This window comes from Mesoplasma lactucae ATCC 49193 (genome assembly GCF_002441935.1).
Classification (GTDB): domain Bacteria; phylum Bacillota_I; class Bacilli_A; order Mycoplasmatales; family Mycoplasmataceae; genus Edwardiiplasma; species Edwardiiplasma lactucae.
In genome coordinates this window covers 21,639-39,883 of record NZ_CP023668.1, presented here as the reverse complement: position 1 = coordinate 39,883, position 18,245 = coordinate 21,639, and the positions used below count along the sequence as shown (strand labels likewise).

Annotated in this window: 30 protein-coding genes; 1 reads left to right on the top strand and 29 read right to left on the bottom strand. The window is 32.4% G+C overall.

The annotated features are described in order from the left end of the window. Nucleotides 1–3: 3 nt before the first annotated feature. The 28 genes from rpsK to CP520_RS00100 all read right to left on the bottom strand — a co-directional run bounded on the left by rpsK (nt 4) and on the right by CP520_RS00100 (nt 14,924). Entirely contained in the window at nt 4–393 is a 390-nt protein-coding gene (gene rpsK, locus CP520_RS00235; protein WP_096862482.1) for a 30S ribosomal protein S11, read from the bottom strand. Nucleotides 394–412: 19 nt separating this feature from the next. Continuing rightward, the gene (rpsM, locus tag CP520_RS00230; RefSeq protein ID WP_096862481.1) at nt 413–778 is read right to left on the bottom strand and encodes a 30S ribosomal protein S13; all 366 of its coding nucleotides are present in this window, start codon (nt 776–778) and stop codon (nt 413–415) included. 58 nt (nt 779–836) lie between these two features. Next, entirely contained in the window at nt 837–950 is a 114-nt protein-coding gene (rpmJ, locus tag CP520_RS00225) for a 50S ribosomal protein L36 (protein ID WP_096862480.1), read from the bottom strand. A gap of 119 nt (nt 951–1,069) precedes the next feature. Next, entirely contained in the window at nt 1,070–1,291 is a 222-nt protein-coding gene (gene infA, locus CP520_RS00220; RefSeq protein WP_096862479.1) for a translation initiation factor IF-1, read from the bottom strand. A gap of 2 nt (nt 1,292–1,293) precedes the next feature. After that, a complete protein-coding gene (gene map / locus CP520_RS00215; protein WP_096862478.1) occupies nt 1,294–2,055 on the bottom strand; it encodes a type I methionyl aminopeptidase in 762 nt (253 codons plus the stop codon). A gap of 2 nt (nt 2,056–2,057) precedes the next feature. Continuing rightward, nucleotides 2,058–2,708, bottom strand: coding sequence for an adenylate kinase (locus CP520_RS00210; protein WP_096862477.1), 651 nt, complete (start codon nt 2,706–2,708; stop codon nt 2,058–2,060). A gap of 12 nt (nt 2,709–2,720) precedes the next feature. Further along, nucleotides 2,721–4,211, bottom strand: coding sequence for a preprotein translocase subunit SecY (gene secY / locus CP520_RS00205; RefSeq protein ID WP_245832615.1), 1,491 nt, complete (start codon nt 4,209–4,211; stop codon nt 2,721–2,723). Next, nucleotides 4,212–4,649: a 50S ribosomal protein L15 gene (rplO, locus tag CP520_RS00200; protein ID WP_096862476.1), complete on the bottom strand. Its 438-nt coding sequence runs from the start codon at nt 4,647–4,649 to the stop codon at nt 4,212–4,214. A 17-nt stretch (nt 4,650–4,666) separates the two neighbouring features. After that, nucleotides 4,667–5,344, bottom strand: a complete 678-nt coding sequence (gene rpsE, locus CP520_RS00195; protein ID WP_096862475.1) for a 30S ribosomal protein S5 — start codon at nt 5,342–5,344, stop codon at nt 4,667–4,669. A 15-nt stretch (nt 5,345–5,359) separates the two neighbouring features. Then, nucleotides 5,360–5,713, bottom strand: coding sequence for a 50S ribosomal protein L18 (rplR, locus tag CP520_RS00190; RefSeq protein WP_096862474.1), 354 nt, complete (start codon nt 5,711–5,713; stop codon nt 5,360–5,362). 21 nt (nt 5,714–5,734) lie between these two features. Continuing rightward, the gene (gene rplF / locus CP520_RS00185) at nt 5,735–6,277 is read right to left on the bottom strand and encodes a 50S ribosomal protein L6 (RefSeq protein WP_096862473.1); all 543 of its coding nucleotides are present in this window, start codon (nt 6,275–6,277) and stop codon (nt 5,735–5,737) included. A 19-nt stretch (nt 6,278–6,296) separates the two neighbouring features. Next, the gene (gene rpsH / locus CP520_RS00180; protein ID WP_096862472.1) at nt 6,297–6,686 is read right to left on the bottom strand and encodes a 30S ribosomal protein S8; all 390 of its coding nucleotides are present in this window, start codon (nt 6,684–6,686) and stop codon (nt 6,297–6,299) included. 23 nt (nt 6,687–6,709) lie between these two features. After that, complete coding sequence (locus CP520_RS00175; RefSeq protein ID WP_096862471.1) at nt 6,710–6,895, bottom strand: type Z 30S ribosomal protein S14; 186 nt, start codon at nt 6,893–6,895, stop codon at nt 6,710–6,712. 25 nt (nt 6,896–6,920) lie between these two features. After that, nucleotides 6,921–7,466, bottom strand: coding sequence for a 50S ribosomal protein L5 (gene rplE, locus CP520_RS00170; protein WP_096862470.1), 546 nt, complete (start codon nt 7,464–7,466; stop codon nt 6,921–6,923). Nucleotides 7,467–7,486: 20 nt separating this feature from the next. Further along, nucleotides 7,487–7,804: a 50S ribosomal protein L24 gene (gene rplX / locus CP520_RS00165; RefSeq protein ID WP_096862469.1), complete on the bottom strand. Its 318-nt coding sequence runs from the start codon at nt 7,802–7,804 to the stop codon at nt 7,487–7,489. 13 nt (nt 7,805–7,817) lie between these two features. Beyond that, nucleotides 7,818–8,186, bottom strand: coding sequence for a 50S ribosomal protein L14 (rplN, locus tag CP520_RS00160; protein ID WP_096862468.1), 369 nt, complete (start codon nt 8,184–8,186; stop codon nt 7,818–7,820). A gap of 32 nt (nt 8,187–8,218) precedes the next feature. Beyond that, entirely contained in the window at nt 8,219–8,479 is a 261-nt protein-coding gene (gene rpsQ, locus CP520_RS00155) for a 30S ribosomal protein S17 (RefSeq protein ID WP_169835712.1), read from the bottom strand. After that, entirely contained in the window at nt 8,479–8,880 is a 402-nt protein-coding gene (gene rpmC, locus CP520_RS00150) for a 50S ribosomal protein L29 (protein WP_096862466.1), read from the bottom strand. Before rpmC ends, rpsQ begins: the two co-directional genes overlap by 1 nt. Beyond that, nucleotides 8,873–9,292: a 50S ribosomal protein L16 gene (rplP, locus tag CP520_RS00145; protein WP_096862465.1), complete on the bottom strand. Its 420-nt coding sequence runs from the start codon at nt 9,290–9,292 to the stop codon at nt 8,873–8,875. The genes rpmC and rplP overlap by 8 nt, the downstream gene beginning before the upstream one ends. Nucleotides 9,293–9,294: 2 nt before the next feature. Beyond that, entirely contained in the window at nt 9,295–10,044 is a 750-nt protein-coding gene (gene rpsC, locus CP520_RS00140) for a 30S ribosomal protein S3 (protein ID WP_096862464.1), read from the bottom strand. Between the two features lie 14 nt (nt 10,045–10,058). Next, nucleotides 10,059–10,394: a 50S ribosomal protein L22 gene (gene rplV / locus CP520_RS00135; RefSeq protein ID WP_096862463.1), complete on the bottom strand. Its 336-nt coding sequence runs from the start codon at nt 10,392–10,394 to the stop codon at nt 10,059–10,061. Nucleotides 10,395–10,414: 20 nt separating this feature from the next. After that, nucleotides 10,415–10,681 (bottom strand): 30S ribosomal protein S19, encoded by a 267-nt coding sequence (gene rpsS, locus CP520_RS00130; RefSeq protein ID WP_096862462.1) that lies wholly within the window; start codon nt 10,679–10,681, stop codon nt 10,415–10,417. A gap of 21 nt (nt 10,682–10,702) precedes the next feature. Beyond that, a complete protein-coding gene (gene rplB, locus CP520_RS00125; RefSeq protein WP_096862461.1) occupies nt 10,703–11,542 on the bottom strand; it encodes a 50S ribosomal protein L2 in 840 nt (279 codons plus the stop codon). Between the two features lie 76 nt (nt 11,543–11,618). Further along, nucleotides 11,619–11,903: a 50S ribosomal protein L23 gene (gene rplW / locus CP520_RS00120; RefSeq protein WP_096862460.1), complete on the bottom strand. Its 285-nt coding sequence runs from the start codon at nt 11,901–11,903 to the stop codon at nt 11,619–11,621. Beyond that, entirely contained in the window at nt 11,903–12,529 is a 627-nt protein-coding gene (rplD, locus tag CP520_RS00115; protein ID WP_096862459.1) for a 50S ribosomal protein L4, read from the bottom strand. The genes rplW and rplD overlap by 1 nt, the downstream gene beginning before the upstream one ends. Before the next feature lie 15 nt (nt 12,530–12,544). Next, entirely contained in the window at nt 12,545–13,246 is a 702-nt protein-coding gene (gene rplC, locus CP520_RS00110; RefSeq protein WP_096862458.1) for a 50S ribosomal protein L3, read from the bottom strand. Nucleotides 13,247–13,308: 62 nt separating this feature from the next. Beyond that, entirely contained in the window at nt 13,309–13,617 is a 309-nt protein-coding gene (gene rpsJ / locus CP520_RS00105; protein ID WP_096862457.1) for a 30S ribosomal protein S10, read from the bottom strand. A gap of 194 nt (nt 13,618–13,811) precedes the next feature. Next, entirely contained in the window at nt 13,812–14,924 is a 1,113-nt protein-coding gene (locus tag CP520_RS00100; RefSeq protein ID WP_157755760.1) for a hypothetical protein, read from the bottom strand. Nucleotides 14,925–15,148: 224 nt separating this feature from the next. On the opposite strand from CP520_RS00100, the gene CP520_RS00095 reads away from it, so the two are divergent. Next, nucleotides 15,149–16,357: a hypothetical protein gene (locus CP520_RS00095; RefSeq protein ID WP_096862455.1), complete on the top strand. Its 1,209-nt coding sequence runs from the start codon at nt 15,149–15,151 to the stop codon at nt 16,355–16,357. 75 nt (nt 16,358–16,432) lie between these two features. On the opposite strand, the gene CP520_RS00090 is transcribed toward CP520_RS00095, so the two are convergent. Then, the gene (locus CP520_RS00090; RefSeq protein ID WP_096862454.1) at nt 16,433–18,199 is read right to left on the bottom strand and encodes a hypothetical protein; all 1,767 of its coding nucleotides are present in this window, start codon (nt 18,197–18,199) and stop codon (nt 16,433–16,435) included. Nucleotides 18,200–18,245: the final 46 nt, after the last annotated feature.

Genomic DNA, 18,245 nt, shown 5'->3' with positions numbered 1-18,245 from the left:
TGATTAACCTCTAGGACGTTTTCTAGGGCGAACTCCGTTGTGTGGGATTGGTGTTGTATCTTTAATTGAAGAAATTTCTAAACCTACTGCTTGTAAACTTCTTACAGCAGCATCACGTCCTGGTCCAGGACCTTTTACTTCAACAGCGATGCTTCTAACACCGTTGTCCATTGCACCTTTACCAGCTGCTTCAGCAATCATTTGAGCAGCATATGGTGTTGATTTTTTAGATCCTTTAAATCCTAATGCACCAGCACTTGATCATGATAATACATTACCTTTTTCATCACTAATAGTAACAATTGTGTTATTAAAAGTAGAATGAATGTGTGCGATACCTTTAGGGATATTTTTTTTGATTTTTTTCTTACCTTGTGGTCTTTTATTTGCCATATCTTATAAACTCCTTCTACTATTTTTTCTTGTTTGCTACAGTTTTTCTAGGACCTTTAGCAGTTCTTGCATTTGTTTTTGAAGATTGTCCTCTAACTGGTAATGATTTACGGTGGCGAATTCCACGGTAACTTCCAATTTCCATTAAACGTTTAATGTTTAAAGAAGTTTCTCTACGTAAATCTCCTTCAGTTTTAACATGACTTAATCCTTGAGTAATTTCTTTAATTTGTTCTTCTGTTAAGTCTTTAACACGAATATCTTCAGAAATGTTTGCATCTTTTAAGATTTTTTCTGATGTTGTTGGTCCTACACCGTAAATGTAAGTTAAAGCAACTACTACTCTTTTATTGTTTGGTATTTCTACTCCATTAATACGAGCCATTAATTCAATTCCTTTCTTTTACTATTTTTATTCAAATAAAACAAAACTCGTCAGGTTATTACCCTTGACGTTGTTTATGTTTGGGGTGGATACAAATAATCATTACGCGTCCCTTACGTCTAATTACACGACAGTTGTCGCAAATTTTCTTGACTGATGATCTTACTTTCATCTTTATAGCCCTCCATCTACAAAAAAACTAATTTATCTAAATTAGTATTTTACTTCTATCAAAAAGAACAATTGACAAAAGATTTGATTTTATAACCTTTTAAATATCGTTTTTGGATATTAACCTTTAAAACGATATGTAATTCTTCCACGTGTCATATCATATGGTGAAATTGCGACAGTTACCTTATCTCCAGGTAAAATGCGGATGTAATTCATTCGGATTTTACCTGACACGTGGGCATCTATAATAACGTCGTTTTCTAATTTCACCTTAAACATTGCGTTTGGCAAAACTTCAACAACAGTCCCGTCAACTTCTAATAAGTCTTCTTTAGCCATATCTATTTATCTCCTTTATAACGTGTCAATACTTCATGACCTGTTTCAGTGACCAAAATAGTATGTTCAAAATGAGCACTATTGCTGTGGTCGACTGAATACACTGTTCATCCATCTGGATCAGTTCTGGTTAAATGACTACCTTCTTGAACCATTGGTTCAATACAAATAACCATTCCAGCACGAAGTCTCATCCCAGATCCATGTGATCCATAGTTTGGAACATAGGGATCTTCATGCATTTCAGCGCCGATTCCGTGTCCAGTGTAATCTCTTGGTACAGAAAATCCAAAACTTTCTACATATTCTTGGATTGTCGCACCAATATCTCCGATTCTCGCACCTGGTTTAACAAGTTCGATTGCCATATCAAGAGATTTTTCAGTCACCCTTAATAGTATAACATCTTTTTCACTTTTCGGTGTCCCACAAATTTTTGTAAAAGCTGAATCTGCATGTCATCCATTATAGATACATCCAGCATCAATACTGACGATATCCCCATCTTTTATCACGCGGTCGCGAGGAATCCCATGTACTAATTGGTCATTGATTGAAACACAAATAGTTTTTGGAAATCCACCATAATCTAGAAAGTTAGATTCACATCCATTTTTAGCAATAAATTCAGCAAACGCTTTATCTAAATCAAGGATATTAACTCCAACTTGTGCTTTGTCATAAAGCATGTGTAGAGCTTCAGAAAGAACCTTTCCAGCTTTACGCATATTTTCAATTTGTTCTTCGTTTTTAATTGTTACCATTTTTACTTATTCATCCCCAAGTCTTTAAGGATTTGTTCATAAGCATATTCTGGATTTGGATCTTGTCCATCAATTTTTACTACTTTTTCAATGTTTTTGTAGTATTCAATTAATGGTTTAGTGTTTTTTTCGTATTCTTTTAAACGAGTTTTAACCTTTTCAGGTTCATCATCACTACGACGAACTAATTTAGCTCCATCATAATCACAAATTCCTTCAACTTTTGGTTTACGGTTTGTTGTATGATAACTTCTTTTACATACTGGACACACTAAACGTCCACTGATTCTTTCCATAATAATGTCAGGCGCAACATCAATATAGATTACACGATCAATTTTAGAATCTAATTTAGCTAACATTTTGTCTAATTCTTTTGCTTGATCTAAAGTTCTTGGATAACCATCGAAGATTAAGTTATCGTGTTTTTCGTTTGTTAAGTAGTTATCAACCATTGCGTTAACGATTGAATCTGGCACTAATTGACCATTATCAATGTATTTTTTACATTCTTGACCAAGAGGTGTATTTTCTTTCATTTCTTTACGCATTACGTCTCCAGTAGAAAACTGAACGAAATGTTGATTATTAACTAATTTTTCAGCCTGTGTTCCTTTTCCTGAACCAGGTGCTCCTAATAAAATAATATTCATATTAACATTCTCCTATCAAATATGAGATTCTCTTTCTTGTTCCATCACTTGTTTGTCGCCGAATTTTTGTTTTTTCTTGTCGATAAATGATTGTTGAATCACACGACCTTTAAGTTGTTGAATTGTTTGAATTGCAACAGAAATACAAATGATTAATCCAGTTCCTCCAATTGCAAATTGTGAGGGTAAACCAGTGATTTTAGAAATGATGTATGGTAACACAGCAATAATTGCTAAGAACAATGACCCAATAATTGAAAGTCTATTAATTGTTCCAGCTAAGAATTTACTTGTGTCTTTTCCAGGTTTAATCCCTGGAATAAATGTTCCTGACTTTTTAAAGTTTTCAGCGATTTTTTCTGGGTTGATTTGCACTTGGGCATATAGGAATGTGAAGGCAATCGTTAAGACTGCATAAATCGCAATTCCTCATCAACTTCCAAATGACAAGACATTGTCACAGAACTTAACAAATCCAGAATTTGGACTTCCAGCTCTTACAATTTGTGCAATTGTAATTGGGGTTGAAATAATCGCTGATGCGAAGATAACAGGAATAACTCCAGCATTATTTAATTTCAACGGTAAGTATGGTGTGTAATCTTCTGTTTTAACAAGACCACTACCGGTTTGTTGGATTGGTATCTTACGTTCGGCTTCATTCATTAAAACAACAAAGAAGATAACTAATAAGAACACAACAACATAAATTACAAATTTAATTATTCCGCTAAAGAGTATCCCAGCACTTTCATGCATTGAAGGAATTCAATATTGGAAACTTGATTTAAAGTTGTTTGGGAATGTTGTAATAATTCCCAAGAAGATAATAATTGAAATTCCGTTTCCAACACCTCTAACAGTAATTTGATCAGCAATTCATAGCATTAGATATGATCCAGCTAACATAATTAACGGAATCAAGACATAGTAGAAAGCAGCTGGAGCCATTCCAACTTGGCTTCCTGCAGTTTCTCAAGCTAAATTGATAACTGATTTACCATCAGCACTCTTCATATTTGCTAACGTAAAGACAGTAGCTTCAGCTTGCATAATTGCAAACGGAATCATTAAGACTTTAGTTAAGCGGTCTAATTTCTTTCTCCCACGCTCTCCAGACTTAGCCCAGTTAGTTAAAACTGGAATAACATCTGTTGAAAGTAGTTGAACAATAATTGATGCAGTGATGTATGGTGAAACTCCCAATGCTAAAATTGAGAATTTACCAATACTTCCTCCACCTAAAGTAGACATTAATTGAAAAAAATCCATTCCCTGAGCGTCACTCATCGCTTTTTGATCGATTGTAACTCCAGGCACAGTTAAATACATCCCTGCGCGGATTATAACAAGTACAAAAAAAGTAAAAACGATTCTCAAAATCAAATCCTTGTTTTTTACAAAGAAATTTGACTTGTCGAAATCGTTTTTTACTTTTTTAGAATGTCTTTTTTTATTAGTTGCTAGTTCTTTATCTCTTCTAGCTTTAATAAGTTTTGACAACTAAAACACCTCTACAGTTCCCCCATTTTTCTCAATAGCATCTTTTGCTGATTGAGAGATTTTGTTAACTTTAACATTAACTTTTTTAGTTAATGTACCGTTTCCCAAAATTTTTACTAAAACGTCTTCATTTTTAATGATTTTGTTATCAACTAGGGTTTTTGGGTTGATATCATTAAAATCGAAGTTTTCGATTTGTCCTAAGTTAATTAAAACATATTCTTTACGATTTAGTGAGTTAAATCCTACTTTTGGTAATCTTCTGAATAAAGGAGTTTGTCCTCCTTCGAATCCAGGTCTAACTCCACCACCAGAACGTGAGTTTTGTCCTTTGTGTCCACGTGAAGCAGTTTTACCTTTTCCAGATCCAGTACCTCTACCGACTCTAGTTACGTCTTTACGACTTCCTTTTGTTGATTTTAATTCGTTTAATTTCATCGATACCTTCTCCTTCCTTAAGCAATAGCAGCTTCAGTTGTTTTAGGAGCTACTTTTTCTGTTGTTGTGTTTTTTGTTGGTTTGTTCTTTCTTAATTCGTTTACACGGTCAAGAGTTTGAACATTAGCTAACCCATCAAGAGTAGCTCTAATCATGTTGATTGGTGTATTTGATCCTAGAGATTTAGCATAAATATCTGAAATTCCGGCAAGTTCAATTACAGCACGAGCAGGTCCCCCAGCAATTACTCCAGTCCCTTCTTTAGCAGGTTTAATTAAAACTTTACCTGCTCCATAAGTTCCTAAAATTTCGTGAGGAATTGTTGTACCTCTTAAAGGTACAGTAATTAAGTTTTTACGAGCTTCTTTTACGGCTTTTTTAATAGCATCAGGAACTTCGTTTGCTTTACCTGTTCCAAATCCTACTTGTCCTTTTTTGTTTCCTACAACTACAACAGCTGCGAAACGGAAGTGACGTCCACCTTTTGTAACTTTAGTAACACGTCTAATTGTTACTACTTTTTCTTCGAAATCGTCTTTTTCTTGACGAGGACGACGGTTTTGAGTATTACGTTTTGGTTTTCTTTTATCGTTTCTGTCGTTTCTTGGAGCTCTACTTGTTCTTTCGTCTGCTTTAGCAACTGGAGCTTTTACTTCAGTTGTTTGAGCAGTTACTTTTGTTTCTTCGTTTGTCATTCACTTATTCCCTTTCTAGAATTTAATACCGTTTTCTCTCATAGTATCAGCAAATGCTTTTACTTTACCATGGTATAAATATCCACTGCGATCAAATACTACTTCAGTGATATTGGCTTTTTTAGCTTCTTTAGCTAATTCATTGGCAACAGCTTTTGCTGCTTCAATGTTTGATTTAGATTTTAAGTCGTTTAGTTTTAATGTTGATGCTGAAACTAATGTTTTACCAGTAGTATCATCAATTATTTGAGCATAGAAATTAGTGTTAGATTTAAAAACATTTAATCTAGGTTTTGTAGCAGTACCACTAATTTTGTTTCTAACACGGTAGTGTCTTCTTTTTCTTTGTTCTGCTTTAGTGTGTTTCATTCTCTAATCTCCTCTTACAGCCTATTTACCGGCTGCTTTTCCTTCTTTTCTAATAATGTGCTCATCAGCATATCTAACTCCTTTACCTTTGTATGGTTCTGGACGACGGTATGATCTAATATCAGCTGCTACTTGACCAACTAATTGTTTGTCAATTCCTTTGACAATAACAATAGTTGGTTTAGGTACTTCAATGGTAATTCCTTCTGGAATATCATATGCAACTGGGTGTGAGAATCCTAAAGATAAGTTAAGTTTGTTTCCGGCTAATTGCGCACGGTACCCAACCCCAACGATTTGTAATTCTTTAGAGAATCCATTTGAAACTCCTTCAATCATCCCTTTGATGATTGAGTTTGTAGTTCCATGTAATTGTTTAGTATGTTTTTGTTCGTTTGCACGAGTGGTGGTTACTGCACCATCTTTTACATCAATTGTAATTAAAGGTGAGAATTCTTTTATAAGAGTTCCCTTTGGTCCTTTTACTGTTACTTCGTTATTTGCTGCTACGCTAATTTCAACACCTGCAGGTAAAGTTAAAGATCTATTTCCGATACGTGACATATATTCTTAACTTCCCTTCTTATCAGACAAAGGCTAACACTTCGCCACCAGCTTTTTGGTTACGAGCGTCTTTACCTGTCATGATTCCTTTTGATGTTGATACAATAGCGATTCCTAATCCGTTTAATACTTGAGGAATTTCATTTGCTGGTGCATATACTCTAAGTCCTGGTTTAGAGATTTTTTTAAGTCCTTGAATTACGCGGGTTTTACCTTTGTATTTTAAGTTAATAGTTAAAGTTTTCTTTTTGTCGCCTTCAACTTTAAAGTCTTCAATAAATCCTTCTGCTTTTAAGATTTGAGCAATTTCAACTTTCATCTTACTACTTGGCATACTTACTGTTGGTAAATATCTTTGGTTTGCATTACGGATTCTTGTTAACATATCTGCGATTACGTCTGTAGTCATTTATTCTTTTCTCCTATTAATTTCTATCAAGATGCTTTCTTGACACCAGGGATTTGTCCTTCATAAGCGAATTTTCTAAAGCAAATTCGGCAAATTCCGTATTTTTTTAGCACAGCGTGAGGTCTTCCACAGTTATTACAACGAGTGTAATTTCTCACAGCAAATTTTTGATGTTTAGCTTGTTTTGTTTTTAATGATTTTTTTGCCATTTTTTCTTATATCCTTTCTTAAGTATTATTTTTGGAAAGGCATTCCTACTTTTTCAAGTAGTGCGAATGCTTCTTTATTAGTTTTTGCAGTTGTAACGATAGTAATATCCATTCCACGGATTTTTTGTACTTTATCAAAATCAATTTCTGGGAAAATGATTTGTTCTTTAACTCCTAGAGTGTAGTTTCCAAATCCATCAAATGCTGTTTTTGAAACCCCTCTAAAGTCACGTACACGTGGTAATGAGATGTTGATTAGACGATCTAAGAAATCGTACATTTTTTTACCTCTTAAAGTAACTTTTACTCCAATAGGCATTCCTGCACGTAATTTAAATACGGCAAGTGATTTTTTAGCTTTTGTAACTAAAGGTTTTTGTCCTGTAATAATTGCAAGTTCATCTGCTGCTTCTTGGATTCTTTTTGAATCGTGAACAGCGTCTCCAATACCCATGTTGATAACGATTTTATCAATTTTAGGTACTTGCATTACTGATTGGTATTCAAATTCTTTGAATAGTTCAGGAACAATATTTTCCTTGTAGTTTGTTTCGATTCTACTTTTGTTCATAAATTTCTTGTTCCTTCCTACTATTTAATAACTTGACCTGATTTTTTTGCAAAACGTTCTTTTTTACCATCGTTGATTTGGTAACCAACTCTTGTAGCAGTATCTTTTTTCTTAGGATCTACTAAAGCAACGTTTGAAATATGAATTGTTGCTGGAATTTGTTTAATTCCACCTTCTGTATCAGCTTGACTAGGTTTTTGGTGTTTTGAAACTTCAATTCCTTGTACTGATACTCTTGTTTTATCTTTTGATATTCAAGTGATTGGACCAGATTCTCCTTTGTGAGAACCAGCAATAACTTTAACAATATCACCTTTTAATAATTTTGATTTTGCCATCTTTCTGTTTCTCCTATAGTACTTCTGGTGCTAATGATGAGATTTTAACAAACCCTGATTCTTTAACTTCACGAGCAATAGGCCCGAAAATACGAGTACCACGTGGGTTTTTATCATCTTTTACTAACACAGCAGCATTTTCACTGAATTTAATGTATGTTCCGTCTTCACGACGTAATTCACGAGTAGTTCTTACAATAACGGCTTTTACAACTTGCCCTTTTTTAACTGCAGCTCCTGGTTGAGCAGATATCACTGATGCCACAACGATATCTCCAATTCCAGAAAATTTCTTACGTGATCCCCCAAGGTTTCTGATAACTCTAAGTTCTCTTGCACCTGAGTTATCTGCAACTTTTAATTTTGATAATTCTTGAATCATATCTTAATACTTCCTTCTCTTATAATTTCTTATTAAAGAACAGCTTTTTCAATAACTCTAACTAATCTAAAGTTTTTAGTTGCTGATAAGGGACGAGTTTCCATAATTTCAACTCTGTCTCCGATACGAGCTTCTTGTTGTTCATCATGTGCTTTATATTTTTTAGAATATTTAACACGTTTTTTGTAGATTGGGTGATCTTTATAGGTTTCAACTAACACAGTAATAGTTTTGTCCATTTTGTCAGACACAACTTTACCAGTTAATACTTTACGACTATTTCTTTCCATAATTATTTTGTTTCTCCTTTAGCTTCAGTTACTGTAGCTTTTGCCAATGCGTCAGCTTGTGCTTCTTCAGTTGGTTGTTGTAAATTGTTTTGTAAATCTTGTAATTGTTTTAATTGTTTTTCGCGAACTTTTTTTCCATCAGCATCAGCTTGTTCAACTGCTTTATTGTAATCAGCTTTAACAGATTTATTAACGTTTTGTCCTTCACGTTTTTTTTCTGAAAGAACTAATTCAATTCTTGCGATTTCTTTTTTAATTTGGTTGATACGGTGAGTTTGTTCTAAGCTACCTAAGACAGCTTGGAATTTTAAAGCGAATAATTCAGCTCTTTTATCTTCACCAGTTTTGATAAGATCATCAACGCTCATTTTGCGTAGATCTGTCATTTGATTATTCTTAGGCATTAACGTCACCTCTCTTAACAAATTTACATTTGATTGGCAATTTATGCATTGCTAATCTTAATGCTTCACGAGCAGTTTCTTCTGAAACTCCTCCGATTTCGAACATTACTGTTCCTTTTTTAACTACTGCTACTCATTCTTCAGGGTTCCCTTTTCCAGATCCCATACGAACTTCAGCAGGTTTTTTTGTCATTGACATTTGTGGGAAGATTCTCATTCAAACTTTCCCATCACGTTTCATATAACGTGTCATAGCAACACGGGCAGCTTCAATTTGTCTTGCAGTGATTCAAGCACCTTCCATTGCCATTAGTCCATATTCTCCAAAGTCAACTTGTTTAGCCCCTTTGGCTTTACCTTCATAACTTACACGGTGAGGTTTACGATATTTTGTTCTTTTTGGCATTAACATAATTATTTTCGACCTCCTCTGTCAACATTAAGAGTTCTGTTGTTACGACGAGCGTTGTTTTGTCTTCTCTTAATATCTTGTTCAGCAGCTGGTTTAGTTTCATCTTTTGGCATTTTACCAATGATTTCACCATGGTTAATTCAAACCTTAACTCCGATTTGTCCATATGTTGTTTTTGCTTCGTATAAAGCGTAATCGATGTTAGCTCTTAGGGTTGATAGAGGTACTGCACCTTCTAAATAACCTTCTGTACGAGCCATTTCAACTCCACCTAAACGTCCAGAAACTGATGTTTTAACTCCTTTTACTCCGCCTTTTAAAGCGCGGCGAATAGCAAGTTTTTGCACAGTTCTGAATGAAGCACGGTTTGTAATTTGTTCTCCGATTCAGCGAGCAACTAGTGTTGCATCTGCATCAGGGTTTTTAACTTCAACTACTTTTACATTAACTTTTAAGTTTTTATCTTTAGCGATTTTTTTAACTGTTAAAGCAATATTTTCAATATTTTTTCCTTCAGCACCTAAAACGATTGCTGGACGAGCAGTTTTGATGATTAAAGTGATTTCTTTTTTAGTTCTTTCAATATCAATTTTTGATACAGCAGCGTTATCTAATTGTTTTAAAACTGCTTTACGAATTTTGATATCTTGATCTAGTCATTTAACGTATTCTTCTCTTTCTGCATATCAACGGTCTTCTCAATCTCTAACGATTCCAAGACGTAATGCATTTGGTGATACTTTTTGTCCCATTTTCCTGCTCCTTCCTATCTTTCATCACTAACTACAATAGTGATGTGTGATGTTCTTTTTAAAATTTCATAAGCTCTACCGTGAGCACGTGGGCGGAAACGTTTTAATGTTGGCCCTTCGTTCACGTAAGCTTCTTTTACGTATAATTTGTCAGCGTCCATACCATTGTTATTAACTGCGTTAGCGATTGCTGAGTTTAATAATTTTAATACTGGTTCTGCTGAACGTTTATCCATGTTTTGTAGATTAGCGATTGCTACATCTACTGGTTTATTTCTGATCGCATCTACGACAAGTCTTACTTTTCTTGCAGAGATACGGATCATATTTAATTGTGCTTTTGCTTCCATAATTTATGACTCTCCTCTACCTATTTTTTAGCCTTGTCGTCTCCGTGACCACCGAATTTACGAGTTGGTGAGAATTCTCCCAATTTGTGTCCAACCATATCTTCAGTTACGTAAACTGGGATAAATTCTTTTCCGTTATATACACCAAATGTGTGTCCGATGAATTCAGGGAAAATAGTTGATCTACGTGATCAAGTTTTAATAACTTCTTTTTTATCTCCCATGGCTTCAACTTTTTTAATTAAGTATTCATCCACAAAAGGACCTTTTTTTAATGATCTTGACATATAATCTTCCTATTTCCTTTCTTACTTAGTACGACGTCTTACAATTAATTTTTGTGAGGCTTTTTTCTTATTACGAGTTTGCACTCCTAAAGCAGGTTTTCCTCATGGGGTAACTGGTCCACTACGTCCAATTGGCGCACGACCTTCTCCCCCTCCGTGAGGGTGATCGTTAGGGTTCATAACTGACCCACGAACTGTTGGACGAACACCTTTTCAGCGGTTACGTCCAGCTTTTCCTCAGTTTACTAAATTGTAGTCGTCATTTCCAACTTCACCGATTGTAGCTAAACAGTCAGCTAGAATTTTTCTAACTTCTCCTGAAGCTAAACGTAAAGTTACGTATTTTCCTGATTCGTCTTTACCAACGATTTGAACAGATGCACCCGCACTACGAGCCATTTGTCCTCCCTTACCTGGTCTCATTTCCACGTTGTGAACTAATGTACCTTCTGGGATGTTTTTTAATGGGATTGTGTTCCCGATTTTAATATCAGCGTTTTCAGCTGAGATTACTTCCATTCCAACTTTGATTCCTTTTGGAGCGATAATGTATCTTTTTTCTCCATCAGCGTAGTTGATTAATGAAATGAATGCGTTACGGTTTGGATCATATTCCACAGTCGCAACTTTACCTGGCACGTCAAACTTATTACGTTTGAAATCAATGATACGGTATTTACGTTTGTGCCCCCCACCTTGGTGGCGAGTAGTAATACGTCCTTGATTGTTACGTCCGGCTTTTTTATTTAATGACGTTGTCAATGATTTTTCTGGAGTATCAGTTGTTAATACTTGTGAATAATCAATGGTTGTCATGTTTCTACGACCATTAGTCGTAGGTTTATATTTTTTAATTGCCATTGGTTTTCCCTTTCTAAAACTCATATGTTTTATTTGTGAGTACGCTTACAATAATTTACCTAAGGGTTAGGTCTTTCTATAAGTCGTTTAAAATATCTAATTGTTCACCGTCTTTTAATGTAATAACGGCTTTTTTATAGTTATTTGTTTTTCCTTCAAAACGTCCTAAACGTTTTGCTTTTCCATCATAGTTTAAAGTTCTGACAGATTTAACTTTAACTTCGAAAATTTCTTCGAAAGTTTTTTTGATTTGTGTCTTATTGGCACGTCTATCAACGATGAAAGTATATGTTCCATCAGCGTGTCCTAAGTATGTTTTTTCAGTTAAGACTGGTTTTTTAATTACTTCAGTTACGTGCATTATGCATATACCTCCTCAATTGCTTGAATAGCATCTTCAGTTACTAATAATTTAGTAGCGTTCATTAAATCAAAGATGTTTAATTGACTACGGTTAAGAATGTTAACTGTTTCAAGGTTTGATCCTGATTTAACTACTAAGTTATCGTGTTCTTTTGTGATAATTAAAGTTTTTTGACCATCAATGTTTAGGCTAGTTAATACTGCAACCATATCTTTGGTTGAAGGTTTACTAAACACAAATTTGTCAACGATTACTAAGTTGTCTTCTTTTGCTTTTTGTGAAAGAGCTGATTTCATTGCTAAAGCTCTAACTTTTTTATTAACAGATAGTTTGTAGTTTCTTTCACCTGTTGGTCCGAAAGCTACTCCCCCACCTCTTCATTGAGGTGATCTAATTGAACCTTGACGCGCACGTCCAGTTCCTTTTTGTCTTCAAGGTTTTCTTCCCCCACCACGAACTTCAGCACGAGTTTTAACTTTAGAAGTTGCTTGTCTCATTGAAGCTTGTTGAGCGATAACAGCGTCAAACATTGCTTGATCATGTGGTTCGATTGCTCAAACTGAATCATTTAATTCAATGTCTTTAACTTTAGTACCTTTGATATCTAATACTTGTGATTTCATTTATACTATCTCTCCTTATGCTTGTTCTTCAGCAACTGGTGCTGCTTCTGTTGTTGGTTTAGCGTTTCTTGTTAAAATTGTTGCTGCTTCTGTTGGGTTTTTACCTTTTACATTTTCACGAATTTGAACAAATGCATTTTTTGGTCCTGGAATTGAACCTTTGATGAACATTAAATTGTTGTTTGCATCAATTGTTACTAATTCTAAGTTTTGAATTGTTACTTTTTCATGTCCCATGTGTCCGGGCATTTTTTTAGATTTGAAGATTCTGTTAATAATTGCTCCCATTGATCCAACACCTCTGTGGTATCCTGATCCATGAGCCATAGGTCCTGTGTGGTAATTATGTCTTTTAATTGACCCTGCAAAACCTTTTCCTTTTGAGATTCCTGTCACGTCGACGAATTGACCAGCGTTGAAAAGATCTGAAGCAGTAATATCTGCTCCTTGTTCAAATCCTTCCATTCCTCTGATTTCTTTTACGTAGCGCTTAGGATTAGAACCAGCTTTTTTAAAGTGACCAGTTCCAGGTTTGTTTACTAAGTTAGCTCTTTTGTCTTGAACACCTAATTGTAATGCTTGGTATCCATCTTTGTCAGCAGTTTTAACTTGTAAAACTTTGTTAGGTTGTACTTCAACTACAGTTACAGGTACTAATGCACCAGTTTCTGTAAAGATTTGAGTCATACCAACCTTACGTCCTAAGATTCCTTTCATGTTTCTTATCCTCCTGATTGATAATCATGTATATTTTGTTAATTTATTTCTTTAGTTAAATATTAAAGTTTGATTTCGATGTCAACACCACTAGGTAATTGAACTCTTGATAGAGTATCCATTGTAGTTGGTGATGGGTTAGAAATTTCTAAAATTCTTTTGTGTGTTCTTTTTTCGAATTGTTCACGTGAGTCTTTATACTTATGAACAGCTCTTAAAACAGTAATGATTTGTTTTTCAGTTGGTAAAGGGATTGGTCCTTTTACTTGAGCTCCAGTTTTTTGAGCAGCTTCAATAATTTTTGTTGCTGATTGATCAACTGTTGCGTGATCATACCCTTTAAGTTTGATTCTGATTTTTTGTTCAGCCATCTTAATCCTCCTATTTAACGACAACTCTCTCTGGTGTGTTGTCTTTTACGCACACAAAATACACATGCAAGTTAGATTATAACCATAAAAAGCAAAAAAGAAAAGGTATTTTTTTATTAATTTTTATAAAAAATAAAAAAGCCAGGAAATGGCTAGAAATAAAGGTTTTTATCGTTAAATAACCTTCTCATTTTCTAACTATTCAAAGCTTTTTGTCTTAAATCGATTTCTTTCTTATCATCAAGTGAAACAACCCCATATCTGGTTAAATTTTCACGATAATCAACTAATTCGCTTAAAGTGTTAACTTTATAGAAAAGCATTTGTTTTAAAAGGTTTTCTGAATAAAACTGTTGATAATAATTTTGCTTAATTTCTTCAAATTGTTGCTCAAGTAGGTTCTTTGTTTCAAAATAACCTTCATTTTTAAACTGGTTTAAATCTTCAATTAAAAAGTCAAGATTTGATGTGATGTTGTAATAATGAAGATACTTTTCTTTTGAATCATTAAATAAAGGTTTTAGTTCTTTAAAGACTTGTTCTTTTAAATCACTAATTAATATATCTGATTCAAACTCTAGGTTTAAATAAAGTTTTTCATCATTTTGAATTTTTACATACCCACAGCAGAAACATTCATCAGTTGCAAAGTTAATATATTTAAAGATGTCTTTGATTGGTGAATTAATCTTATCTTTATTAACTAAATAAACAAGTTGGTTATTCTTAGTTCTTTCAAGTTTAGTTTCATTACCTAATTTAATAATTTTGTTTCATTTAACCTTCTTATAATTCAAATCAAAGTTTTTATTAACTAAATCACCATCAATGTTTAAGGGTGTTTGTTTAACAGTTTGACAAATAACTTGTGAAAATAACTCATAGTCAATCATAAAATCATTATCAGTTTTAAATTTGTTATAACTTTCAATGATTTTATGTAAAAAAGTAGTTTGAAAAGTAGTTTGAGAAATAATCTTATTAGCAAAGACGTCTTTTGATAAAGTTTTTAACCTTTCGTTTTCATAATCAAGGTACAAATCAAATTCAATTTGATTTCAACTAGAAGTTGAGTTTTTGATTTCAATTCCATCAGAAATCATTTCTTCATTAACGTTGTATTTTAAAGCTCTATTTCAATTAGTTAATAAGAAACTATTATTTAAAACTTTTTTTGGTAAGTGAGAAAAGAGTTTATCTCCAACTAAATAACCTTGTTTTGTTATGTTTTCTTTCTTATCAAGATAAGTTATTGTCTTAATTTCTACTAAAACATTATTAGTTTGTAAATATAACATTCTAATCATTTCTCCCTTTTATAAAGTTATTTCTCTTGTTAACTTTTATTAAATAAATCATTTGTTATTATACAAATTTAAACAAATTAAGTCATTTTTCTATAGCTAGATTAAAAAAAATGACTTAATTTATCTTTATAGCTAGAAAAAAGTTGCAAAGTGTTTTGAAATAATGCGCTTATAACACGTTTTTAATTCAATATTCCATTAGAATTATAGAGAGGTGAATAATAATGAACAGAGTATACTTCCAACCAGTTGGAGATAACATGGCAAAATACAAACGTTGTGTTAACACTCCAATCCAAATTGAAGACTTAAAACCATTACTAGATCATGAAACTTATAATAAATTACAAAAAGCATCACCTGATGGAATTGTAAACTTATGAGGGATTGCTGATGGTTTTGAAAACAGAGGTAAAAACCTTTGAAACACTATGAACGATGGAGATTGAGTAATCTTTACTTCTCATCGTAAATTCTGAAGTGGTGCTAAAGTTGCAGGAAGAATGGAATCTGAAGCAATTTCAGAAAAATTCTTAAAAGAAAAAGGATATAAAAATATCTACTTTGTAGTTGATAAAAAGAACATTGATGAAACTACTAGTCAAGTTAAAAAAGATTTAAACTTACACACAGTTAAAATCAATGCTGAAGAAGTAGTTCGTCGTTTTGATGGACTTGGATTAAGTAAAAAAGCTGAAATCAATGATGTTGATATGGTTGATAATCAAAAAATCATTAAATGATTAACAGGTTATAAATCAAAACCAATGATTGATTTAGGAAAAACAAGTAACGTTGAACCAAAAAAACGTACAACTACTAAAAAACCAACTACAGTTAAAAAAGCTCCTGTGAAAAAAGTTGATAAACCAGCAACAAAAGTTACAACAATTAACGATGATGACAATGAAATCATGTTTAACCCAACTGATGCTAAAAAAACCAACTTCCATGAAGAAAAAGTAATTAAAACTGAGCAAAAAGAAGCTAAAAAAGATATGGCTAAACAAGATGCTAAGATTAAAGCTGAAACAAAAGCTGTTGATAAAAGAACAGCTGATCTTGAAAAGAAAGCTGATAAAAAAACAACACCAACCAAAGCTAAATCAAGTAAAAAACCAGTTAAAAAAGTTGAAACTAAAGAAAAACCAGTTAATACAACCACTACAACAAACATCATTACAAACGATACAATTATTAACCAAAGAACAAAACAACAAGTTTCATCAAGCGATCGTCCTGTTTTAAAAATCAGACCTATTACTAACTTAACTAGCTCAGAACAAAAAGAAGTAATCAAAAACTTACCTACTGCTGTTAAATCAGAAACAACCTTTGCTGATAAATACTACGTTTTAGACAACGGATTAGTAATTATGGTTGCTAGAGATAAAAAAGATATCAAACAAATTAAAAAATACTTAAAACGTTAATCAGACAATCTCTTAATTAATAAAAATTAATATATAAAAAATCATTCCCGCTATAGGAATGATTTTTTTTAATTATTATTTTAAAACTGAAATTAATTTATCAATCATATTATTAAAATATGTTGGTGCATTTGACGTTCTATCATCATCTATTGAATAATATTCATTTGCTGAATCTTTCAAACATTTTAAGTTAATAATTTTATTAATCTCGATTATAATTTCTTGATTTTTCGTTCCCACTAATGTAACTAAGAAAGAAACAAATATTTCAAAGTAGTAAATATTTTTAGCAAATCAAGAATAGCTTTCCTCTGTGAACAAAGGTAAGTTAAAGATTTCTATTATATCTCTAGCCTTTTCGTTTACACTTAATGCAGAAAAATCTTGACTATCAAGGCTTTCTGTAAGAAGAGAAAAATTAAAATTAAAAAGGGAGTGTTCCCCGTCTTTCGCGTTATATATAGCAAATCTTAGGCTTGATGGGTTTTTTATATCAAATTCATCAATGAAAATATTTGGATATTTAACATAAAATTTGATATGTTTGTCAGGAATAAAAAATGGATTTTCCATTAGAGAAAGTTGATAATTAGATTCTCTAAGGTCTTCAAAAAATTGCACTCATTCTTGACCGTCGGAATCAACAAAGGAATTTGTGAAACGACAATGAATCAATTTGTCAAAGTTAGTAATAAATATGTTAAAAATAATTTTTTTATATTTTCATTTTAAATTTTTAAATTTTTCTAACGTTGAGTAGTCATTTAAAATGTTGGAAATACTAAATCTAGTGTTGCTCCAATTTTGTGATGGCAAACCGATAGATTGGTAAAATAAATAGTATAATCCATAAAAATCTTTGCTACCATATTCAACTATTACATTTTCAATATTAGGTTCATAGTTAATTTTAATTTTTTTATCAAGTGCTGAAATAATACCTGGAATATATGTATAAAATGATTGTCTATTCATTAGTCCACCAAATTCTCTATCCAAAAAAACAAAAATTTCTGAAATTGAGATTTCGTTGTAGTTGCTAAAATAATCATTCAATCTATTTATTACATTTTCAACATCAAACAATGTTCAACCAATTTTGCTTCCAAATGATTCATCGGTCAAGGAATCAAACAAACTAAAAATAATTTCTCTATTTTTTTCTCCTAAATAAAGATTGTTGAATAACGATTCTCATTTTCCTGTAGATCCTTTAACTTCGGTATGAAAATCAGAGAAATCTAATTCTACTCATTTTTTTTCATTTATTTGCACATATTTAATGTAATCGATATTTTTAAAAAAAGAATAATAAGTAGCTATAGTTAGAAAAAAATCAAAATCAAATATAATTTTTCAAATATGTTCGTTATAAAGCTCTAATAATATATTAATTTCATTGAAAACGTTAGGAAGAATTCTTAAGTCTAATGGTGTAACTATATGTTTTAAAAAATCAGCTGTGAATTCTGTTTCAATGACATTGATGATGTCGTATCTATATTTTGCTCATTTTTTACCTTGATAATTATTCGGATTTTTTATCCAATTTTTCATTGCCTCTATATTTTCATTTTTATTTTTTCCAAACGGGTATAAAAAATCGAAAAATTTACCAATAGTTAACTCTTCATTTTTTACTTTATCGGTCGTTGAAAAGTTTGTGGGCGGATGTGTTTTTTGTACACTGAAATAAGGTTCGCCATTATTTAAAACAATTATATTAACAATCTTAAATTTATTGGAAGCAACCAGCATGTCGGCAATAAGACTTATATCTGTTAAGATATTTTTCCTTTTTTGTGCATCTTCAACTCTATCTAAATCGTCAAAAATCATGTAAATTTCATCATGTCTTAAAAATATGCTTTTCTTAATTTCAAGT